The sequence below is a fragment of the Azospirillum sp. Sh1 genome, from assembly GCF_008365135.1.
Taxonomy (GTDB): domain Bacteria; phylum Pseudomonadota; class Alphaproteobacteria; order Azospirillales; family Azospirillaceae; genus Azospirillum; species Azospirillum oryzae.
Window position 1 is genome coordinate 21,592 of sequence record NZ_VTTK01000013.1, and the last position, 17,698, is coordinate 39,289.

Consider the following 17,698-nt stretch of genomic DNA (forward strand, 5'->3'; position numbering starts at 1 on the left):
ATTGGCGCAATCCGGACGAACTGGGGGAACCATCATGGCGCTGTACGGCCGCCATCCTGCCTCGCTTGGCTGGGAACCGAAGCCGAAATCGGGCAAGACCGGCGAAACGCGCGGCCACGGTGGCCGTGCCGGCCGCAACGGGCATCTGTGCTGTGCCTGCGGCCGGCCGATCCGTGCCGGCGACCCGCATTGGGCCGGGCATGGCCATCAGAACCCCTGGCACTATGCCTGTGCCGAGCGGGCTGGCCTTACATGGTCATGGGCGGGCCGCCCGGCCGAGCCGCCGCTTCCGGCCGCGGAGATGGACTGACCGCGCCGCCATTCGCCCCGGCCTGCGCCTCTTCGCGCCCGCGCCGGTAGGCATCGCGTTCAGCCTCCAGGATGGCGTCGGCCAACCGCCGTTCGAACTCGCGCTCCACGAGGGCGGAGAACAGGTCGATGCGGAAGCGGGCCTGCAGGGACCGGCTCAGCCGGCGGGCTCTTTCGATCGGCGGCATCGGCGTTCTCCTTTCGGCTGAGGGACAGTGCCGCCCAGCTTCAAGGATAACGGGCGATCCCGGCAACCGCGCCATCGGCGAACCGCCAACGCAAAGGAGAGCGCCCATCCGCACCCATCGGTGCGAACCGCTCGTCAGAAAAAATCGGATTTTGAAAGGGAGCGGCTCAAGGCCGGTTGCCATGCGGACGGCATGGCGTTTGGAGCGGGTGAAGGGAATCGAACCCTCGTCGTAAGCTTGGGAAGCTTCTGCTCTACCATTGAGCTACACCCGCGCGCCCGCTGTTTATAGGCGACTGCCGCGGCGGATACAAGAGCGGAATCAAGCACTCCCGGGAGCAGGATCGGCGACCGGCGGCGCAGGCGTGGCCGTACTCGTGGCGGCATTGGCGGTGGGCTGGGCGGTGGCCGGGGCGGCGGCGTGCTTCGCCGGGGACGGCCCGTCGGGGCGGCCGGAGATGGCACGGGCGACGCCGTCGGCGATCACGCGCTGGCAATGCTCGGCCAGCGCCTTGCGGCTGCTGAAGCCGTCGATGGTCACCGGCGGGTGGAACTCCACCTCCACCGTCATGCCGCCCAGGCGGAAGGCCTGCCACAGGTGCGGCGCCAGATCCATGTCGCCGTACCACGCATAGAAGGGACGGAAGGCGAAACCCATCGGGATGCCGTCCAGCCGGGTGGCGGCGATGCTGACGGGCTGGACCGTCAGCGGGCGGCCGTCGATGCGGCGGGCGGCGACGGCGAACAGGGCGGTCTTGAACGGCAGCGTGCGGTTGCCGTCGCTGGAGGTGCCCTCCGGGAACAGGATCAGGCTGTCACCGGCATCCAGACGGCTGCCGATGTCGTCGCGCTGCTTGTCGACCGTGGTCCGCGCCTTGCGTTCGACGAACACCGTGCGCTGAAGCCGGGCGAGCAGGCCGAAGAAGGGCCAGCTCCCGACCTCCGACTTGGCGACGAAGGAGCCGGGGATCTGCGAGCCCAGCACCGTGATGTCCAGGTAGGAGGAGTGGTTGGACACGAACAGCACCGGCCCGTCGGCGACACGCTGGCCGCGCACCACCACGTCCAGCCCCATCAGCCGGGCGCAGACCCGGTGATAGAAGGGCGGCAGGGTGCGGCAGAGCCGCCAGCCGCGCGCCACCGCCAGGGCCTGCAGCGGGATCAGCAGAAGCGTCCACAGCAGGTACAGCGTCAGGCGCAGGGCGCCGCGGCCGGAAGACCCCAAGGCGCGCGCGGTGCGGGTCATGATCGCCTCAGCCGGCTTGGCTGTCGCGGCTGCGACGTTCGTAATGCTTGAAATACTTGTCGGTGATCAGATCGGTCTTCACCACGATGCAGACGTCGGTGGTGTTGAACTGGTGGTCGATGACCGCGCCGTCGCCGATGAAGCCGCCGAGCCGCAGATAGCCCTTGATCAGCGGCGGCAGGATGTTCAGCGCCCGCCGCGGGTCGATATGCTCCTTCGCCATCCGGTCCAGCGACACGAAGCGTTCCGGCAGCGCCGTCGCCCGCAGATCCGCCGGGGCAAGATGATGGTGGTAGAGGTAGGACAGCGGCTCCGCCATGGCGTCCGGATCGGTGCCGGGCAGGCTGGCGCAGCCGAACATCAGGGCGATGTCGTGCTGGAACACATAGGCCGCGATGCCCTGCCACAGCAGCTGCATGCTGCCGCGCGTGCGATAGCCGGCATCGACGCAGGACCGGCCAAGCTCCAGCACCTCGCCGGGATAGCCGGCGAGGCGGCCGATGTCGTACTCGTCGCTCGAATAGAAGCGGCCGACCTTCTCGGCGGCGGGACGGCGGATCAGGCGGTAGGTGCCGACCACCATGTCGGGACCGTTGCCGCGGGAATGGTCGATGACCAGCAGATGGTCTGCGACGCCGTCGTAATCGTCGAAATCGCGCCCCCGGGCCTGCATCTCGGGGGAGGGGATCGCCGCCATCTCTTCGTAGAAGACGCGGTAGCGCAAGGCCTGCGCCCAGTCGATCTCCTCAGCGGAGCGGGCCAGCCGCACTTCCAGCGTGCCGAGGCGGATGCCGTCCATCGGCCTTTCGCCGCCGCTTTCCTTTTCGCCGCCGGCCTCGATACCGGCAACACCGGCGGCGGACGCCTCGCGCCGCTCCGGGCTAGTCCGGGTCATGCCCGGCTGGTCCAAGCTTGCATCAGCCATGTCGACGGTCCGCTGCGATGGTTCTGGACTGTGCACCGCGCCGGCTTGCCGCCGCCAGGCCACGGGCGGCCAGGGTCGGGACGGACAGCGTCGCACGCACCACAAGGCATAACACGATCCGCCGGTTGCCGGTCAACCGACATCGTCGCGTGCCGTCAGCCGAAACCTGTTGCGACCTTCGGGAATCGTCCGCTTCGGGGAAGCGACCCGTTGGGACTCTGGAAGTCCCGGGTGGGACCGCGGATGTCCCGGCAGCCAATGCGGAAGGAAGAAGCGGGAGAGGGCAGGCACGGGCGGCGGCGCCGTCATGACGCCGGTCCGCCCTGCGGAAGCCCCGACCCTCAGGCGCCGCGGCGGGCGCGGGTGCCGAGACCGATCTGCTTGGCCAGCGAGCTGCGCTGGCGGGCATAGTTCGGCGCGACCATCGGGTAGTCGGTCGGCAGGCCCCAGCGTTCCCGGTATTCTTCTGGAGTCATATTGTACGCCGTCTTGAGATGGCGCTTCAGCATCTTCAGCTTCTTGCCGTCTTCCAGGCAGACAATGTAGTCCGGCGTGACCGACTTCTTGATCGGCACGGCGGGCTGCGGCCGCTCCTCCGCCACCACCGGTTCGGTGCCGACGTTGGCCAGCGACTTGTAGACCTGTTCGATCAGTGTCGGAAGATCGGTCAGCGAGACTGTATTGTTGGAGACATGCGCCGCCACGATCTCCGTGGTCAGAGACAACAGCGCGTTGGAAGGGGACCCGTTGCTCATGTAAGCTTGCTCCGCGGCATTCGTACCTCACCATATAAAGAGGTTTTCTGAATCGTGCAATATCCATCCTTTGGAACAAAGAGGAATCGGTGACCGAAAAAATCTCTGCAGACTTGTTTCTCGACATCACCTCGCAGGTTTGTCCGTTAACCTTCGTCAAGACCAAGTTGATGGTAGAGCGGATGGACGCGGGGCAGACACTCGAAGTCCGGCTGAATGCCGGTGAACCCTTGGAAAACGTTCCACGATCCTTGATCGAGTTGGGTCACAGCATTCTGTCTGTCCACCCCGAACGATTGGATGATCCTGACGGAGTCCATCGCCTGATCGTGCGGAAAAATTAACCCCTATGCCCCATCGAGATTGCGGCGCAGGACAAGCGCCGCGACCCGGCCGTCGACACGCTTGTAGTATCCGGGGCGGCGCCCGACGGAAAAAAAGCCGCTGGCCTTGTATAGACTCGATGCCGCCGGATTATCCTCGGCGACTTCAAGAAACAGCGCAGTCGCACCCAGGTTCTGCGATCCGGTGACGGCGGCCTCCACCAGCAGGCGGCCGATGCCGCCGCGGCGCGCCTGTGGCAGCACGCCGATCGCCAGGATCTCGGCGTCCTCCGCCGCGACGCGGGCCATGACGAAGCCGACCGGCTGCTCCTGCGCATCGAGCGCGATGACGGCGAAGCCGGCCGGCGGCGTGGTCAGGGTGGCGACCGACGTCTCGTCCCACGGATCGTCGGGGAAGCAGACCTGCTGCAGGGCCGCGACCACCCCGGCTTCCAGCGGGCCGGCAGGGTGGAGGCGGACGGAGGGCGCGGTCATGACGCCGCTCCCGGTTCCGGCTTGGAGGCGGGCTTGCGGGCCGCAGCCTTCGGCAGGGTGACATCGGGCGGGCGGAGATAGAAGGGCTCGACCGGCAGGCCGGTGGGGCGGGCCGCCCCCAGCGCCGCGACCACCGCAGCGTCCGGCAGCCCGTCGCCGGACGCCCGGACGACGTCGGCCCGGCCGCCCAGCAGCGGGAGCAGCGCCGCCGCCGCGTCGCCGGCCAACAGCAGCGGACCGGACGGGCACAGCGCGTCGAGCCAGCCGGCGATCGCCGTCGGGTCGGGCATCGCCGGCTCGCCCACGGGGGTCAGCGTCGCGTCATACAACTGCAGGAAGGGCTCGGCACGCCGACTGTCGACGGCGACCAGCATCGACCGGCCGGCACGTTCGGCCGCCGGCACGCCATGGGCGATGGCGTCGAAGCTGGTGATGCCGACCACCGGCAGATCCTGGGCGACGGCGATGCCGCGCGCGGCGGCCAACGCGATGCGCAGCCCGGTGAATGCGCCCGGCCCGACGGTGACGGCGATGCGGTCGAGGTCGGCGAATCCGACACCGGCCTCGGCCATCACCTCCTGCGCCAGCGGCACCAGCACTTCGGCCTGACCGCGCGACATCGGCGGGCTGCGCCGAACGGTCACGCGCGCGCCGCCGGCCTGACCAGCCGTTCCCTCCCACACTGCCGCCGAACAGCCGGACGTGGCCGTATCCAAACCCAGAACCTTCATCGCTCCGCCTTCCTGACCGCCGCGTCGCGCGGACGGCCGATGTGTAATACGCAGGCACGCCTTCCCCGGATTGCCATACCGGGGCCGTTCGATCGGGAAAGATCACCTCGGGCATGGCAGACCCGCGACCATGGCAGATGGCGCCGCGGCCATGCTAGAGGACGATCGTTTTCCTCATACGCCCACGGTTGTCCATTCCATGCTGACCGAGATCGCGCCTCCGGCCTTCGACATCGACCTGGAGCTTCTCTACGCCACCGCCGACAACCTGTCCGGCGTGCCGATCTACCGATCGGCGGTGTGCCTGCTGCATCCGGATGCGGCCCGCCGGCTCGGCGACGCCATCCGGCTGGCCCGCGGCATCGGCTGCCGCCTGCGGATTTACGATGCCTTCCGCCCGGCGGAGGCGCAATGGAAGCTGTGGCACGCCTTTCCCGACCCCGTCTACATCGCCGACCCGCGTCTGGGCTCCAACCACACCCGCGGCGTGGCGGTCGACCTGACACTGGTGGATGGCGCCGGCTCGGCCCTGGACATGGGCACCGGCTTCGACGCGATGACCGAGCGGTCGCACCATGGCCGCAGCGACCTGACCGCCGAACAGCAGCGCAACCGCGCCCTGCTGCTGGGCGTGATGGTCGGCGCCGGGTGGGAGCATTACCCGTCGGAATGGTGGCACTATCAGCTTCCGGAAGCAGAGCGCTACCCGCTGCTGACCGACGCGGCGGCCGGCGGCCGGCTGATGTAAGGAGGGCCGGTGCAAGGATGGGGTCGGCCGCAGACGGACAGACGGTGACGGACAGACGGTGACGCCGGGCGCCGGACCTTCCATCCGGGCTTGTACCAGGACGGAGGTCTTCCATTGTTGCACGCGCGCACCGCATCGCTGCTGTCCGTGGAAAAGGGGCGGACGGAGCTTGTTCGCATGGCGGGGACTGTGGCACATCCTTTGCGTCTGGGCGACGGTCGCCCCGATCAGCCTTTTCCGCAGGCCGCCATGCCGTTCCGTCGTGCCGTCAGGGTACTCGCCGCCGCCGCGCTGTCCGTCTGGACCGCGTTCGTGCCGGTGTCCCGGCCCGCCGCCGCCGATTCCGCCTCTCCGCAGGGCGCCAGCGCGGTGGTTTTCGCCTATGACCGTTTCGGCGAGGACCAGAACCCCTCGATCAGCATCCGAATCGACCAGTTCGAAGCCCATCTCGACGAGCTGACCGACGGCGATTACCACGTCCTGCCGCTGCCGAAGATCCTCGACGCCCTGCGCAACGGCAAGCCGCTGCCCGACCGCACGGTGGCGATCACCATCGACGAGGCCAGCCGCTCCGCCTTTACCGAGGCCTGGCCGCGGCTGAAGGCGGCGGGTCTGCCCTTTACCCTGTTCGTCGCCACCGACCCGGTGGACCGCGGCTCCCCCACCCACATGACCTGGGCCGAAATCCGCCAGCTGGCGGCGGCGGGGGTTACCATCGGGGCGCTCGGCACCTCGACCCAGTCGATGCTGTCGCGCAGCCCGGATCAGCTGGCGGCCGACCTGCGCCGGATGTCCGACCGATTCCAGACCGAATTGGGCAAGCGCCCGGCGGTCTTCGCCTATCCGCAGGGGGAATATTCGCTGGCCGTGCGGCAACTGGTGGTCGACCAGGGCTTCACCGCCGCCTTCGGCCAGCAGTCGGGGGTCCTGCACCCGCAGGCCGATCCCTGGAGCCTGCCGCGCTTCGTCATGAACGAGACCTACGGCAGTGCCGACCGCTTCGAGCTGGCGGCCAACGCGCTGCCGCTGCCGGTGTCGGATCTGACTCCCGACGACCCGCTGGTCACCGTCAATCCGCCGCCGCTGGGCTTCACCATCGCCGACGGCGTGGGCGACAGCTCCAAGCTGGCCTGCTTCGCCACCGGCCAGGGCCGCACCGCGCTGGAGCGCATCGCCGAGGATCGGGTGGAGGTCCGCATCAAGGACCCCTTCCCGCCGGGCCGCGCCCGCGTCAACTGCACCCTGCCGGCCGCCGACGGCCGCTGGCGCTGGCTGGGCGTTCAGTTCCTGATCCCGGAGTAATCCAGGGACAGGAGGTCCCGGCGGCAATCCCGACCGGTTCGATCGGGCATTGGCGGGAAGACGGGCGCCGCCTATGGTGCCGGTCCCGGCGTGCCGTTGCGAGGCCCGCGAGATTTCTAGAGTCTGTCCGATGCTTATTGAAGCATCGGACAGACTCCAACCTTTTGATTTTCCGTGCGATTCACGCTTCAGACGATTCCGTCTGAACCGATCGCGCTTTAAGAGTGGCGATTTTCGGGAGCGGGCGATGGCTGACGAGACTTATTCGGGGAATGGTCCGGGCTCCGACATCGGCTGGTCCGATACGGTGCGGTTCCGGCTGCCGGCCGGCTGGGCGGTCGATGTGGAAGAACATGAAGGACAGCCGGTGGGCACCTTCCGGCCGCCGCCGCCGGCCGCCGGCGTGCTTCGGCTGGTGACGGATCGGGTGGTGCCCCGGCCGGAGTCCGGCGGAACGGCAGCCACCCTGCAGGAGATGGCGTTGCGCTTCGTCCGGCCGCAAGACCCGCGGGCGGGCGACCGGACCGTGGAAAGCCGCGCCGACGGCGCCGTGATCGCCCAGGCGATGATGCGGACGGAAGAGGAAGGCCGCGCCGAGACCCATTACCTGTGGCTGGTCGGCGCGGAACGCCCGGATGCGGCGGGGAGTGTGGCCGCGGTCGCGATGTTCAGTTTCGCGCTTCCCGACCTGATGGATGGCGACGAGTCCTGCGCCGAAATACTGGGCCGGATCGACGACGCCATCCGCAACGCTGAGATACTGTAGAGCGGAAGGGCTTCCGCCTCGGTACGTCAAGGAAAGTCAGGGGTGGCGGTCAGCAGTGGCCGGCCCCGGTCGCCATCAGCGCCTTCAGACGGACGGCCTGGGGGTCGTGGGCGACGGCCGCCTCTTCCGCGGCGAGAGCGGCGAGGCTGATGAAGCGCGCCAGGTCATCGAGGTCGCAGCGCGTCGCGTCGCTCATCAGGCTGTCCAGGCAGGACTTGATGGCCAGGGCCACATCGCGTCGTTCGTCCATCATCGCGCTTCCCTTTCACACCTGTATGACCAGCGTTGCATAGAACCGCATGCTCTGGTGGCGGCGACAGGGGAGTCGCTGGCCCAATCCCTTGCGGTCGTCCCTTATGACACAAAGGAGATAGCATATTCCTTTCGGCTTTTCACTATTAGATTCTCCAGAACATGAATAATCACAGCAACCGCGAATTGATTGGAAGAGGCTCTGCACGCCATTGCTTGTTAATGAAAGGTTAACTGCATTGACTGGTTCACGATCGAAGCATTAATCACTTGTAACATCTGTGACGATTTGAATCAGAGAGGGTGATTATCGGGATACTCGCCTTCGCTTGCTTGAATACGCTGGTATTCTATTGCAAGGAGCAGCGGGACGGCGGCGGCGTGGCGGAGGATGTCGCGGCAGCGTTTTTTCGCCGTATTTGCGGGTCGAAAGGCGCGCCACCCTGTTGCAGCCCGAAACGGCTCCGCCTATATCTCCGCCAGCACGGGCCGGACCCGGGGGCACTGCTCTCAAGCATCGTTCCCCGAGGACCAGACCCCCAAGCGCTCCACCGACGTTTCACCGACCCTATGGGGATCGCGGCGGTGCCGGACCAGACGGGCCGCCACGCATCTGCCGAACGAAAGAGGCTGAACATGAGCAAAGTGATTGGTATCGACCTCGGCACCACGAACTCGTGCGTCGCCGTTATGGAAGGCGGCAGCGCCAAGGTGATCGAGAACGCCGAGGGCGCGCGGACGACGCCGTCCATGGTCGCCTTCAGCCAGGGCGGCGAGCGGCTGATCGGCCAGCCCGCCAAGCGCCAGGCGGTCACCAATCCGGAAAACACCCTCTTCGCCATCAAGCGTCTGATCGGCCGCCGTTTCGACGATCCGCTGACGAAGAAGGACCAGGGCCTGGTTCCCTACCGCATCATCTCCGGCGACAACGGCGACGCCTGGGTCGAGGCGCACGGCAAGAAGTACAGCCCCAGCCAGATCAGCGCCTTCATCCTCACCAAGATGAAGGAGACCGCCGAGAACTATCTGGGCGAGAAGGTCACGCAGGCGGTCATCACCGTCCCGGCCTACTTCAACGACAGCCAGCGCCAGGCCACCAAGGACGCCGGCAAGATCGCCGGCCTGGACGTGCTGCGCATCATCAACGAGCCGACGGCCGCCGCGCTGGCCTACGGCATGGAGAAGAAGGGCACCGGCACCGTCGCGGTCTATGACCTGGGCGGCGGCACCTTCGACATCTCCGTGCTGGAGATCGGCGACGGCGTGTTCGAGGTGAAGTCGACCAACGGCGACACCTTCCTGGGCGGCGAGGACTTCGACAGCCGGGTCATCGAGTATCTGGCCGACGAGTTCAACAAGGAGCAGGGCATCGACCTGCGCAAGGACAAGCTCGCGCTGCAGCGCCTGAAGGAAGCTGCGGAGAAGGCGAAGATCGAGCTGTCGTCGACCACGCAGACCGAAGTCAACCTGCCCTTCATCACCGCCGACCAGACCGGTCCGAAGCACCTGAACATCAAGCTGACCCGCGCCAAGCTGGAAGCCCTGGTGGACGATCTGGTGCAGCGCACGATCGAGCCCTGCAAGGCGGCCCTGAAGGACGCCGGCCTGAAGGCCAGCGAGATCGACGAGGTGATCCTGGTCGGCGGCATGACCCGCATGCCCAAGGTCATCGACGCGGTGAAGCAGTTCTTCGGCCGTGAGCCGCACCGCGGCGTGAACCCGGACGAGGTGGTCGCCATCGGCGCCGCCATCCAGGGCGGCGTGCTGAAGGGCGAGGTCAAGGACGTCCTGCTGCTCGACGTCACCCCGCTGTCGCTGGGCATCGAGACGCTGGGCGGCGTCTTCACCCGCCTGATCGACCGCAACACCACGGTCCCGACGAAGAAGAGCCAGACCTTCTCGACCGCCGAGGACAACCAGAACGCCGTCACCATCCGCGTCTTCCAGGGCGAGCGCGAGATGGCGGCCGACAACAAGATGCTGGGCCAGTTCGATCTGGTCGGCATCCCGCCGGCCCCGCGCGGCGTTCCGCAGATCGAGGTGACCTTCGACATCGACGCCAACGGCATCGTCAGCGTCACGGCGAAGGACAAGGCGACCGGCAAGGAGCAGCAGATCCGCATCCAGGCCTCGGGCGGCCTGTCGGACGCCGACATCCAGAAGATGGTGAAGGACGCGGAGGCCCATGCCGACGCCGACAAGAAGCGCCGCGAGCTGGTCGACGCCCGCAACCATGCCGACGCCCTGATCCACACCACCGAGCGGACCATCAAGGAGAACGGCGACAAGATCCCGGCCTCCGACAAGACCGCCGCCGAGGCTGCCGTCGCCGAGCTGAAGTCGGTGCTGGACAGCGAGGATCTGGAAGGCATCAAGGCGAAGACCGAGGCGCTGGCCCAGGTGTCGATGAAGCTGGGCGAGGCGATGTACAAGGCCGGCCAGGGCGAGGCCCCGGCTGCGGGCGGCGAGGCGCCGGGCGCCCAGCCGAACGAGCCGGGCGTCGTCGACGCCGACTTCGAAGAGGTCCAGGACGACAAGAAGAAGTCGGCCTGAGGTTAGGCCAGCTTCTTTTTGATACGGACCTGACGCGAGCATCGATGGCCCGCCGCCTTTTCCCGGCGGCGGGCCTTCGGTATGCTGGGGTCAGGCTCCGACGCGACGCGGACAGTTTGGACCAGAACGACTCAAAGGCGGTCGGCCCCCATGGCGAAACAGGATTATTACGAGCTGCTCGGTGTGGCGAAGAACGCCAGCGCGGATGAGCTGAAAAAGGCTTATCGCAAGATGGCGATGCAGTACCACCCGGACCGCAACCAGGGTGACAAGGACGCCGAGCAGAAGTTCAAGGAAATCAGCGAAGCGTACGACGTCCTGAAGGACGATCAGAAGCGCGCGGCCTACGACCGGTTCGGCCACGCCGCCTTCGAGGGTGGCCGTGGTCCGGGGGCGGGCGCCGGGGCCGGCGGCTTCAACTTCGACTTCGGCGGCGGCGGCGGCTTCGCCGACATCTTCGACGAGATGTTCGGCGAGTTCATGGGCGGGCGCCGCGGCGGCGGCGGCGCGTCCGGCCGCGGCCAGGATCTGCGCTACAATCTGGAGATCGGGCTGGAGGAGGCCTTCAAGGGCACCCAGACCACCATCCGCGTGCCCACCACCGTGCAGTGCGACAGCTGCAACGGTTCCGGCGCGGCGGCGGGGACCCAGCCGATCACCTGCCCGACCTGCCAGGGTCACGGCAAGGTGCGGGCGCAGCAGGGCTTCTTCACCATCGAGCGGACCTGCCCCGGCTGCCACGGCGCCGGCAAGGTCATCAAGGACGCCTGCAAGAACTGCGGCGGCTCCGGCCGTCTGCGCAAGGAAAAGACCCTGCAGGTCAACATCCCGGCCGGTGTCGAGGACGGCACCCGCATCCGTCTGGCGGGCGAGGGCGAGGCGGGGCTGCGCGGGGCGCCGGCCGGCGACCTCTATATCTTCCTGGCGCTGGCGCCGCACCCGATCTTCCAGCGCGACGGCGCCAACATCCACTGCCGGGTGCCGATCCCGATGACCACGGCGGCGCTCGGCGGTTCGGTGGAGGTGCCGACCATCGACGGAAGCCGCACCAAGGTGACGGTCCCGCCGGGCACCCAGTCGGGCCACCAGTTCCGCATCAAGGGCAAGGGCATGTCGGTGCTGCGCAGCGCCCAGCGCGGCGACATGTACATCCAGGCGGTGGTCGAGACCCCGGTGAACCTGACCAAGCGCCAGCAGGAACTGCTGCGCGAGTTCGAGGGCGCCGCCAAGGAAGGGTCGAACCCGCAGTCGGAGGGCTTCTTCGCCAAGGTGAAGGAGCTTTGGGAAGACCTGAAGGATTGATCCTTCACCAATGCGAAAATTATCAACGGGCGGCGTGTCGGTGATGCGCCGCCCGTTACTTTTTGTCGCATGCCGGGATCTTTCCGTGTTTTCCGGCGGCTTATGAGCCGTTTCGGCGCGAAAGCCGTTGAAGGGGACGTCATGCCCGTGTAATCACCCAGCATGGCTAATCCATTGGCGACATGTCCGGCCGGTGCCGGGGGCAGGCTGCCTGATGCGGGTTGACAGGCTTCTTGCCGCCCTGTTCGGTGCCTTCGTCCGCGGCGACGAACTGCCCGACCTGATCCGGCCGGCCGCGCACACGCCGATCCTGCAGCGCCGCCGCGCCGCGATGATCCAGTCGCGCGTGCGCATGGTGTCGCTGATCTTCGGCGTGCTGACGCCGCTGTGGATCGCCATCGACGTCACCGTCTTCGAATGGAAGCTGGCGGTCTGGCTGATCGTGCTGCGTCTGAGCGCCAGCGCCGCCTTTCTGGCGCTCGCCTTCGACCGCCGGTCCTGCGAGGACATGACCTGCGCCTGGTGGCGGCTGACCGCCCTGCTGGCGATCCCGACGCTGTTCTTCGCCATCTCGCACCCGCTGCTCTACAACCAGGGTGTCGACGACCTGCGCATCGCCGTCAGCGCCGGCTATGGCTATCTGCCCTTCGTGATGGTGGCGGGGCTCAGCGTCTTTCCGCTGACCGCGCTGGAAGGGGCGCTGTTCGCAGCGCCGATGCTGGGCGCCCATCTGGCCGCCGGCTTCTACGGCTCGCTGGTGATGCCGTTTCCCTCCTACATCAGCGCGCTGTGGCTGCTGGCGTTGATCGCGGTGGTGGCGACGCTGGCGGCGATCAGCCAGCTGCATTTCATGATCGCGCTGCTGGAACAGGCGGCGCACGACGCGCTGACCGGCGCCTTCTCCCGCCGCATCGGCGAGGAATTGCTGAAACTCCAGGTCGCCCACGCCGAACGTGCGGCGCAGCCGCTGTCGGCGATCTTCGTCGACCTGGACGACTTCAAGGCGGTCAACGACCGTTATGGCCATGAGGAGGGCGACCGCGTCCTGCGCCATGCCGCCAACACCATCCGCAGCCTGCTGCGCCAGTCCGATGCGCTGGTGCGCTGGGGTGGGGAGGAGTTCCTGGTCGTCATGCCGGACACGCCGGTGGAGGGCGCGATGATCGCGGTGGAGCGCATGCGCCGGGCCGGTTTCGGCAAGCGGCCGGACGGCAGCCTGCAGACCGCCAGCATCGGCATCGCCGAACAGACGGCGGACCGCCCCGCCGACTGGGAATCCCTGGTCGAACTGGCCGACCAGCGCATGTACCGCGCCAAGCAGGACGGCAAGGATCGGGTGGTGGGGACAGGCGGCGGCAACGGACCCGCCGAGGCTCAGCCCTGGGACGGCATCACCGCCTAGGCACCACTCTCAAGCGGATATTCCCGCAGGGCTTCATAGACGGCACCGCCGTTGCCGAGATGGCTGCGGTAGAGCGTGACGTGATCGACCGGCATCGGCCCGGCGCGGAACAGGCCGCGGTCGGACAGGAAGCGGCCGATGCGGTCGGCCGGCGCGTCCTTCAGGCGGGCGAGCGTGATGTGGGGGGAGAATTTCCGCTCCTCCGCCGGCAGGCCGCAACGGACGAGAGCCGATTCGACCTTGGCCTGCAGATGGGCCAGCGCCTCGTTGCGCTCCACCCCGGCCCACAGCACCCGCGCCCTGCGGCCGCTGCCGAACATGCCGACGCCGTCGAACGTGAGCGTGAAGGCCGGCGCCCGGATCTCCGCCAGCGCGGCGTCGATGTCCATCGCCTGATCCTCCGGCACCTCGCCGATGAAGCGCAGGGTCAGGTGCATCGCCTCCGGCTCGGTCCAGCGCGCGCCGGGCACCCCGCCGCCCAGCCCGGCCAGCCGCTGGCGGACCTCCTCCGTCAGATCGAGGGCGACGAACAGGCGGAGCATGGAGCACCTCCGGGGTTGCTGCACTGATCCGCCCCTCCATCAGATGAGGGGCGGATCATAGGACAGCTTACGGGCACGGGTCCGGCATGCGGTTGTGCACGGCGTCGATCTCCGCCATCACCTCCGGCGACAGGGTCACGTCGATGGAGTCGATGTTGGAGACCAGCGTTTCCATCGTCGTCGCCCCGATCAGGGACGAGGTGACGAAGGGTTGCTGCAACGTGAAGGCGATGGCCATCTGGTTGGGCGCCAGACCATGGCGGCGGGCGATGTCCAGATAGGCCTCCGTCGCCGCGTCGGCGTTGACGGTGGCGTAGCGCGACGGCCGGTGGTCGAGCGCGCGGCGGCTGCCCGGCGGGACGGCGCCGTTCAGATATTTCCCGGTCAGCGTGCCGGCGCCCAGCGGCGAGTAGGCCAGCAGCCCGACATCCTCGCGCAGGGCCACCTCCGACAGGCCGTTCTCGAAGGTCCGGTTCAGCAGGTTGTAGGCGTTCTGGATGGAGGCGACACGCGGCAGCCCAGCCAACTCCCCCGCCACCTCGGCGGCGCGCAGCCAGCGCATCACGCCCCACGGGCTTTCGTTCGACAGGCCGACATGGCGGATCTTGCCGGCCTGCACCAGTTCGGCCAGCGCCGCCAGCGTTTCCTCGATCGGCACGCCGTCCTGTTCGGGCTTGTGGCGGTAGGTGCGGACGCCGAAGCGGTTGGTGACGCGGTCGGGCCAATGGATCTGGTAGAGGTCGATGTAGTCGGTCTTCAGCCGCGACAGGCTGGCCTCCACCGCCGCGAAAAGGTTGGCGCGGTCGAGCCGCGACTTGCCCTCGCGCACCCAGCCGAAGCCGCCGGCCGGCGCGCCGATGATCTTGCTGGCGAGGATCACCCGGTCACGCTTGCCGCGCGACTGGAACCAGCTGCCGATCACCGCCTCCGTCTTGCCATAGGTGTCGGCGGTGGGCGGGATGGCGTACATCTCCGCCGTGTCCCAGAAATTGATGCCGCGGTCGAGGGCGGCGTCCATCTGGGCATGGCCTTCGGCCTCGGTGTTCTGGCGGCCCCAGGTCATGGTGCCGAGGCCGATGGCGCTGACCGACAGGCCGGTTCGGCCAAGCGGACGATACTGCATCCGGAACGTTCCTTATTCGAAATGATCTTTTAGAGGAAAAGCGTCAGCACGCCGGTGTAGCCATAGAGCCGGTTGTGCGACACCTCGCCCGAGGCGAAGAAGCCGGTCAGCGGGATGTCGCCGAAGGTGTCGCGGATCATCGACAGCTCGGCGTTCGCGGCGCCGAACAGGCCGGGACCGCGGGCGATGCAACTGACATACACCGCTCCCTTCGGCGTCGCCTTCACCCGTTTCTTGAGGCTGTCCAGCATCCGGCGCATGTCGGCGGCGGCGGTTTCCGGATCGCGGCGGGTGAACATCACCGGCTGGCCGGTCGTCACCCGTTCGGCGATCGAGATCCAGCCGGCGCGCGGGTCGATAGCGATCAGGTCGCGCACCAGATAATCCTGGGTGTCGGATCCGGCGATGGGCAGCCCGGCGCAGATCACCCCGGCGACCTGCCGCAGGTCGGCGGCAAGCTCCGGCCCGATGTCCTCCTTGAACACGTCGAGCGCCGGGCGGTTGTCGATCTCCAGGATCACGTTGTCGTCGCTGGCGGTGACGGTGCGCGTCGGCCCGATCGGACGGCAGCCCTGGGTCAGGGCGGTGGCGACCGGCAGGTTGGGCGCGAACAGCACGCCCGACACGCCGCCCTCGGTGACCGGATCGGCATCCTCGGCCCCGGCGGCGATCTGCGGGAACTCCCCGCGCGACGCGGTCAGGCCGCCGACCAGGAAGACGCCGGCCTCCTCCGACAGACGGGACACCAGCCCGGCCATGTCGGCGTGGTGCGGGTCGACATGGACCAGCGCCAGCGCCGCGCCATGCTTGTCCAGCCAGCCGCCGGCGCTGCCGCGCAACGGCTCCAGCCCGTCGGTCAGGGTGGGGAACAGGCGGAAGCTGTCCTCCGGCAGGCGGGCGGCCATGATCGCCAGCCCCGGCTCGTCGAACAGGGCCTCGCCATTGGCCATCACGCCGATGCCGGCGGTGCCGACCCAATGGCGGATGCCGGTGACGCCGCGCAGCAGGGTGACGATGCTGGTCGCATGCTCCGCCAGCCCGTCGGTCAGGTAGAGGAAGCCCAGGTTGCAGCCGGCGACCGGTCCCAGCCGGTCGAGACAGGCCTTGACCGTCGGTCCCCATTCCGCCCCGGCGGCGCAGGCGGCGCGAAAGCGGGTGTCGCTGTCCAGGGTCACGGTCATGGGTCAGCCTCCGGTTTTGACGGTAGTCTTGCCGATATTGGGGAGGCCGTCGAGCAGCGCGGTGACGGAGGGCAGGATGCGCTCCACGATCACCGCCACGCCCTGGGCATTGGGATGCATCCCGTCCGGCTGGATCAGCGACCGGTCCAGCGCCACCCCATCGAGGAAAAAGGGATAGAGCGGCAGGTCGTAGGCTTTCGCCAGATCGGGATAGATGGCGTTGAACCTATCGGTGTAGGGCTTGCCCAGGCTGGGCGAGGCGAGCATGCCGGCCAGCAGGGTCGGGATCCTGCGATCCTTCAGCGACTTGAGGATGGTGTCGAGGTTCGCCTTGGCCTGATCGGGATCGAGCCCGCGCAGCATGTCGTTGGCGCCCAGCTCGACGATGGCGGCGTCCGGCTTGTCGGCCAGCGCCCAGTCCAGCCGCGCCCGGCCGCCGGCGGTGGTGTCGCCCGATACGCCGGCATTGATGACGGTGACGCTGTAGCCCTTGGCGGCCAGCGCCTTCTCCAGCTGGCGGGTGAAGCCCTGCTGTTCCGGCAAGCCGTAGCCCGCGGTCAGGCTGTCGCCCAGCGCCAGCAGCTTCACCGGCTGCGCGGCGTTTGCGCGGGTCGGAACGGTCATCGGCACCCCTGCGGCAAAGACGAAGGCCAGCGCCGCGGCGAAGGCGCCCGTGTTGAAAGCCCGGCGGGTCGCGCCATATGGCGATGGTCCGTTCCGCTTGTGCGAGAATCGCATGCCCAAGGCTCAGTCCCCTGCAACGTCGTCAAAATCCATCGCCTTGTCCCCCAACGATTCCATTGGCAACGATTCCATCGTTGAACTCGACGACGTCCACCTGAAATTGGACAGCGGTGCCGGACCCGTCAACATCCTGCGCGGCGTGAATCTTCAGGTGACGGCCGGGGAGCGGGTCGGCGTGGTCGGTCCCAGCGGCTCCGGCAAGTCGACCATGATGATGGTGATGGCCGGTCTGGAACGCCCCAGCGGCGGCACCGTCCGCGTTGCCGGCCAGGATCTCGGCCGCTTGAACGAGGATGGCTTGGCGCGGTTCCGCCGGCAGCATGTCGGTATCGTCTTCCAGGCCTTCCATCTGGTGCCGACCATGACGGCGCTGGAGAATGTCGCCATCCCGCTGGAATTCGCCGGGGTCGCCGACGCTTTCGACCGCGCCCGCATCGGGCTGGAACAGGTAGGGCTTGGCCACCGCATCCACCATTATCCCGGCCAGCTATCCGGCGGCGAGCAGCAGCGCACCGCATTGGCCCGAGCCTTCGTCACCGAGCCGTCGCTTCTGCTGGCGGACGAGCCGACCGGCAACCTCGACATCGACACCGGCGCCACCATCATAAAGCTGCTGTTCGATCTGGCCGAGCGGCGGGGCACGACGCTGGTGCTGATCACCCACGACCAGACGCTGGCCGCGCGCTGCGACCGCACGGTGCGGCTGGCCGACGGGCGGATCGCCGACGACGGGCAGGCGGCCCGCCGCGCGAAGCTGCAGGCGGCGGGGGAGTGAGGGGGATGGCTGAACAAGCGCCGGGTGCCCCCTCCCT

The 17,698-nt window shown here is 68.0% G+C and carries 19 protein-coding genes and 1 tRNA gene; 8 read left to right on the plus strand and 12 right to left on the minus strand.

From position 1 onward, the window contains the following. Positions 1-248: 248 nt before the first annotated feature. The 5 genes from FZ029_RS15040 to FZ029_RS15060 form a co-directional block, all read right to left on the minus strand. Positions 249-497 carry a hypothetical protein gene (locus FZ029_RS15040; RefSeq protein ID WP_149269931.1) on the minus strand — a complete coding sequence of 83 codons (249 nt, stop codon included), beginning with the start codon at positions 495-497 and terminating at the stop codon, positions 249-251. A 200-nt stretch (positions 498-697) separates the two neighbouring features. Then, positions 698-771: transfer RNA gene (locus FZ029_RS15045), tRNA-Gly, on the minus strand. 47 nt (positions 772-818) lie between these two features. Beyond that, positions 819-1,742, minus strand: coding sequence for a lysophospholipid acyltransferase family protein (locus FZ029_RS15050; protein WP_149269932.1), 924 nt, complete (start codon positions 1,740-1,742; stop codon positions 819-821). Between the two features lie 7 nt (positions 1,743-1,749). After that, a complete protein-coding gene (locus tag FZ029_RS15055) occupies positions 1,750-2,667 on the minus strand; it encodes a GNAT family N-acyltransferase (protein ID WP_149269933.1) in 918 nt (305 codons plus the stop codon). Between the two features lie 341 nt (positions 2,668-3,008). Next, positions 3,009-3,422 (minus strand): MucR family transcriptional regulator, encoded by a 414-nt coding sequence (locus tag FZ029_RS15060; protein ID WP_149200781.1) that lies wholly within the window; start codon positions 3,420-3,422, stop codon positions 3,009-3,011. 89 nt (positions 3,423-3,511) lie between these two features. Here FZ029_RS15060 and FZ029_RS15065 point away from each other — a divergent pair, with 89 nt between their 5' ends. Beyond that, positions 3,512-3,766: a sulfurtransferase TusA family protein gene (locus FZ029_RS15065; RefSeq protein ID WP_149200782.1), complete on the plus strand. Its 255-nt coding sequence runs from the start codon at positions 3,512-3,514 to the stop codon at positions 3,764-3,766. 3 nt (positions 3,767-3,769) lie between these two features. On the opposite strand, the gene FZ029_RS15070 is transcribed toward FZ029_RS15065, so the two are convergent. Together FZ029_RS15070 and tsaB are read right to left on the minus strand one after the other, a co-directional pair. Next, positions 3,770-4,240: a GNAT family N-acetyltransferase gene (locus tag FZ029_RS15070; RefSeq protein ID WP_149269934.1), complete on the minus strand. Its 471-nt coding sequence runs from the start codon at positions 4,238-4,240 to the stop codon at positions 3,770-3,772. Continuing rightward, complete coding sequence (gene tsaB, locus FZ029_RS15075) at positions 4,237-4,971, minus strand: tRNA (adenosine(37)-N6)-threonylcarbamoyltransferase complex dimerization subunit type 1 TsaB (RefSeq protein WP_149269935.1); 735 nt, start codon at positions 4,969-4,971, stop codon at positions 4,237-4,239. Before tsaB ends, FZ029_RS15070 begins: the two co-directional genes overlap by 4 nt. Positions 4,972-5,170: 199 nt before the next feature. Here tsaB and ddpX point away from each other — a divergent pair, with 199 nt between their 5' ends. From ddpX to FZ029_RS15090, 3 genes are all read left to right on the plus strand, one after another. Further along, positions 5,171-5,719 (plus strand): D-alanyl-D-alanine dipeptidase, encoded by a 549-nt coding sequence (ddpX, locus tag FZ029_RS15080; protein ID WP_136704854.1) that lies wholly within the window; start codon positions 5,171-5,173, stop codon positions 5,717-5,719. Between the two features lie 249 nt (positions 5,720-5,968). After that, a complete protein-coding gene (locus tag FZ029_RS15085) occupies positions 5,969-7,021 on the plus strand; it encodes a polysaccharide deacetylase family protein (RefSeq protein WP_149269936.1) in 1,053 nt (350 codons plus the stop codon). A 247-nt stretch (positions 7,022-7,268) separates the two neighbouring features. After that, positions 7,269-7,787, plus strand: coding sequence for a hypothetical protein (locus FZ029_RS15090; RefSeq protein ID WP_149269937.1), 519 nt, complete (start codon positions 7,269-7,271; stop codon positions 7,785-7,787). A 49-nt stretch (positions 7,788-7,836) separates the two neighbouring features. Here the strand turns inward: FZ029_RS15090 and FZ029_RS15095 are convergent, their stop codons facing one another. Further along, positions 7,837-8,040, minus strand: a complete 204-nt coding sequence (locus tag FZ029_RS15095) for a hypothetical protein (protein WP_085086992.1) — start codon at positions 8,038-8,040, stop codon at positions 7,837-7,839. A 635-nt stretch (positions 8,041-8,675) separates the two neighbouring features. On the opposite strand from FZ029_RS15095, the gene dnaK reads away from it, so the two are divergent. The 3 genes from dnaK (at position 8,676) to FZ029_RS15110 (ending at position 13,296) form a co-directional block, all read left to right on the plus strand. Continuing rightward, positions 8,676-10,592 carry a molecular chaperone DnaK gene (gene dnaK, locus FZ029_RS15100; protein ID WP_149269938.1) on the plus strand — a complete coding sequence of 639 codons (1,917 nt, stop codon included), beginning with the start codon at positions 8,676-8,678 and terminating at the stop codon, positions 10,590-10,592. A gap of 150 nt (positions 10,593-10,742) precedes the next feature. Further along, positions 10,743-11,894 (plus strand): molecular chaperone DnaJ, encoded by a 1,152-nt coding sequence (gene dnaJ / locus FZ029_RS15105; RefSeq protein ID WP_109074961.1) that lies wholly within the window; start codon positions 10,743-10,745, stop codon positions 11,892-11,894. 214 nt (positions 11,895-12,108) lie between these two features. Beyond that, entirely contained in the window at positions 12,109-13,296 is a 1,188-nt protein-coding gene (locus tag FZ029_RS15110) for a GGDEF domain-containing protein (RefSeq protein WP_149269939.1), read from the plus strand. Here FZ029_RS15110 and thpR read toward each other — a convergent pair. The 4 genes from thpR to FZ029_RS15130 form a co-directional block, all read right to left on the minus strand. Continuing rightward, the gene (gene thpR, locus FZ029_RS15115; protein ID WP_149269940.1) at positions 13,293-13,838 is read right to left on the minus strand and encodes an RNA 2',3'-cyclic phosphodiesterase; all 546 of its coding nucleotides are present in this window, start codon (positions 13,836-13,838) and stop codon (positions 13,293-13,295) included. The two genes, FZ029_RS15110 and thpR, sit on opposite strands and share 4 nt — an antisense overlap. A gap of 67 nt (positions 13,839-13,905) precedes the next feature. Further along, positions 13,906-14,961: an NADP(H)-dependent aldo-keto reductase gene (locus FZ029_RS15120; protein ID WP_149269941.1), complete on the minus strand. Its 1,056-nt coding sequence runs from the start codon at positions 14,959-14,961 to the stop codon at positions 13,906-13,908. 29 nt (positions 14,962-14,990) lie between these two features. Continuing rightward, the gene (locus FZ029_RS15125; protein WP_149269942.1) at positions 14,991-16,142 is read right to left on the minus strand and encodes an FIST N-terminal domain-containing protein; all 1,152 of its coding nucleotides are present in this window, start codon (positions 16,140-16,142) and stop codon (positions 14,991-14,993) included. 3 nt (positions 16,143-16,145) lie between these two features. Then, positions 16,146-16,766, minus strand: a complete 621-nt coding sequence (locus tag FZ029_RS15130) for an arylesterase (protein WP_149269943.1) — start codon at positions 16,764-16,766, stop codon at positions 16,146-16,148. A gap of 112 nt (positions 16,767-16,878) precedes the next feature. On the opposite strand from FZ029_RS15130, the gene FZ029_RS15135 reads away from it, so the two are divergent. Next, entirely contained in the window at positions 16,879-17,661 is a 783-nt protein-coding gene (locus FZ029_RS15135; RefSeq protein ID WP_149269944.1) for an ABC transporter ATP-binding protein, read from the plus strand. Positions 17,662-17,698 lie beyond the last annotated feature (37 nt).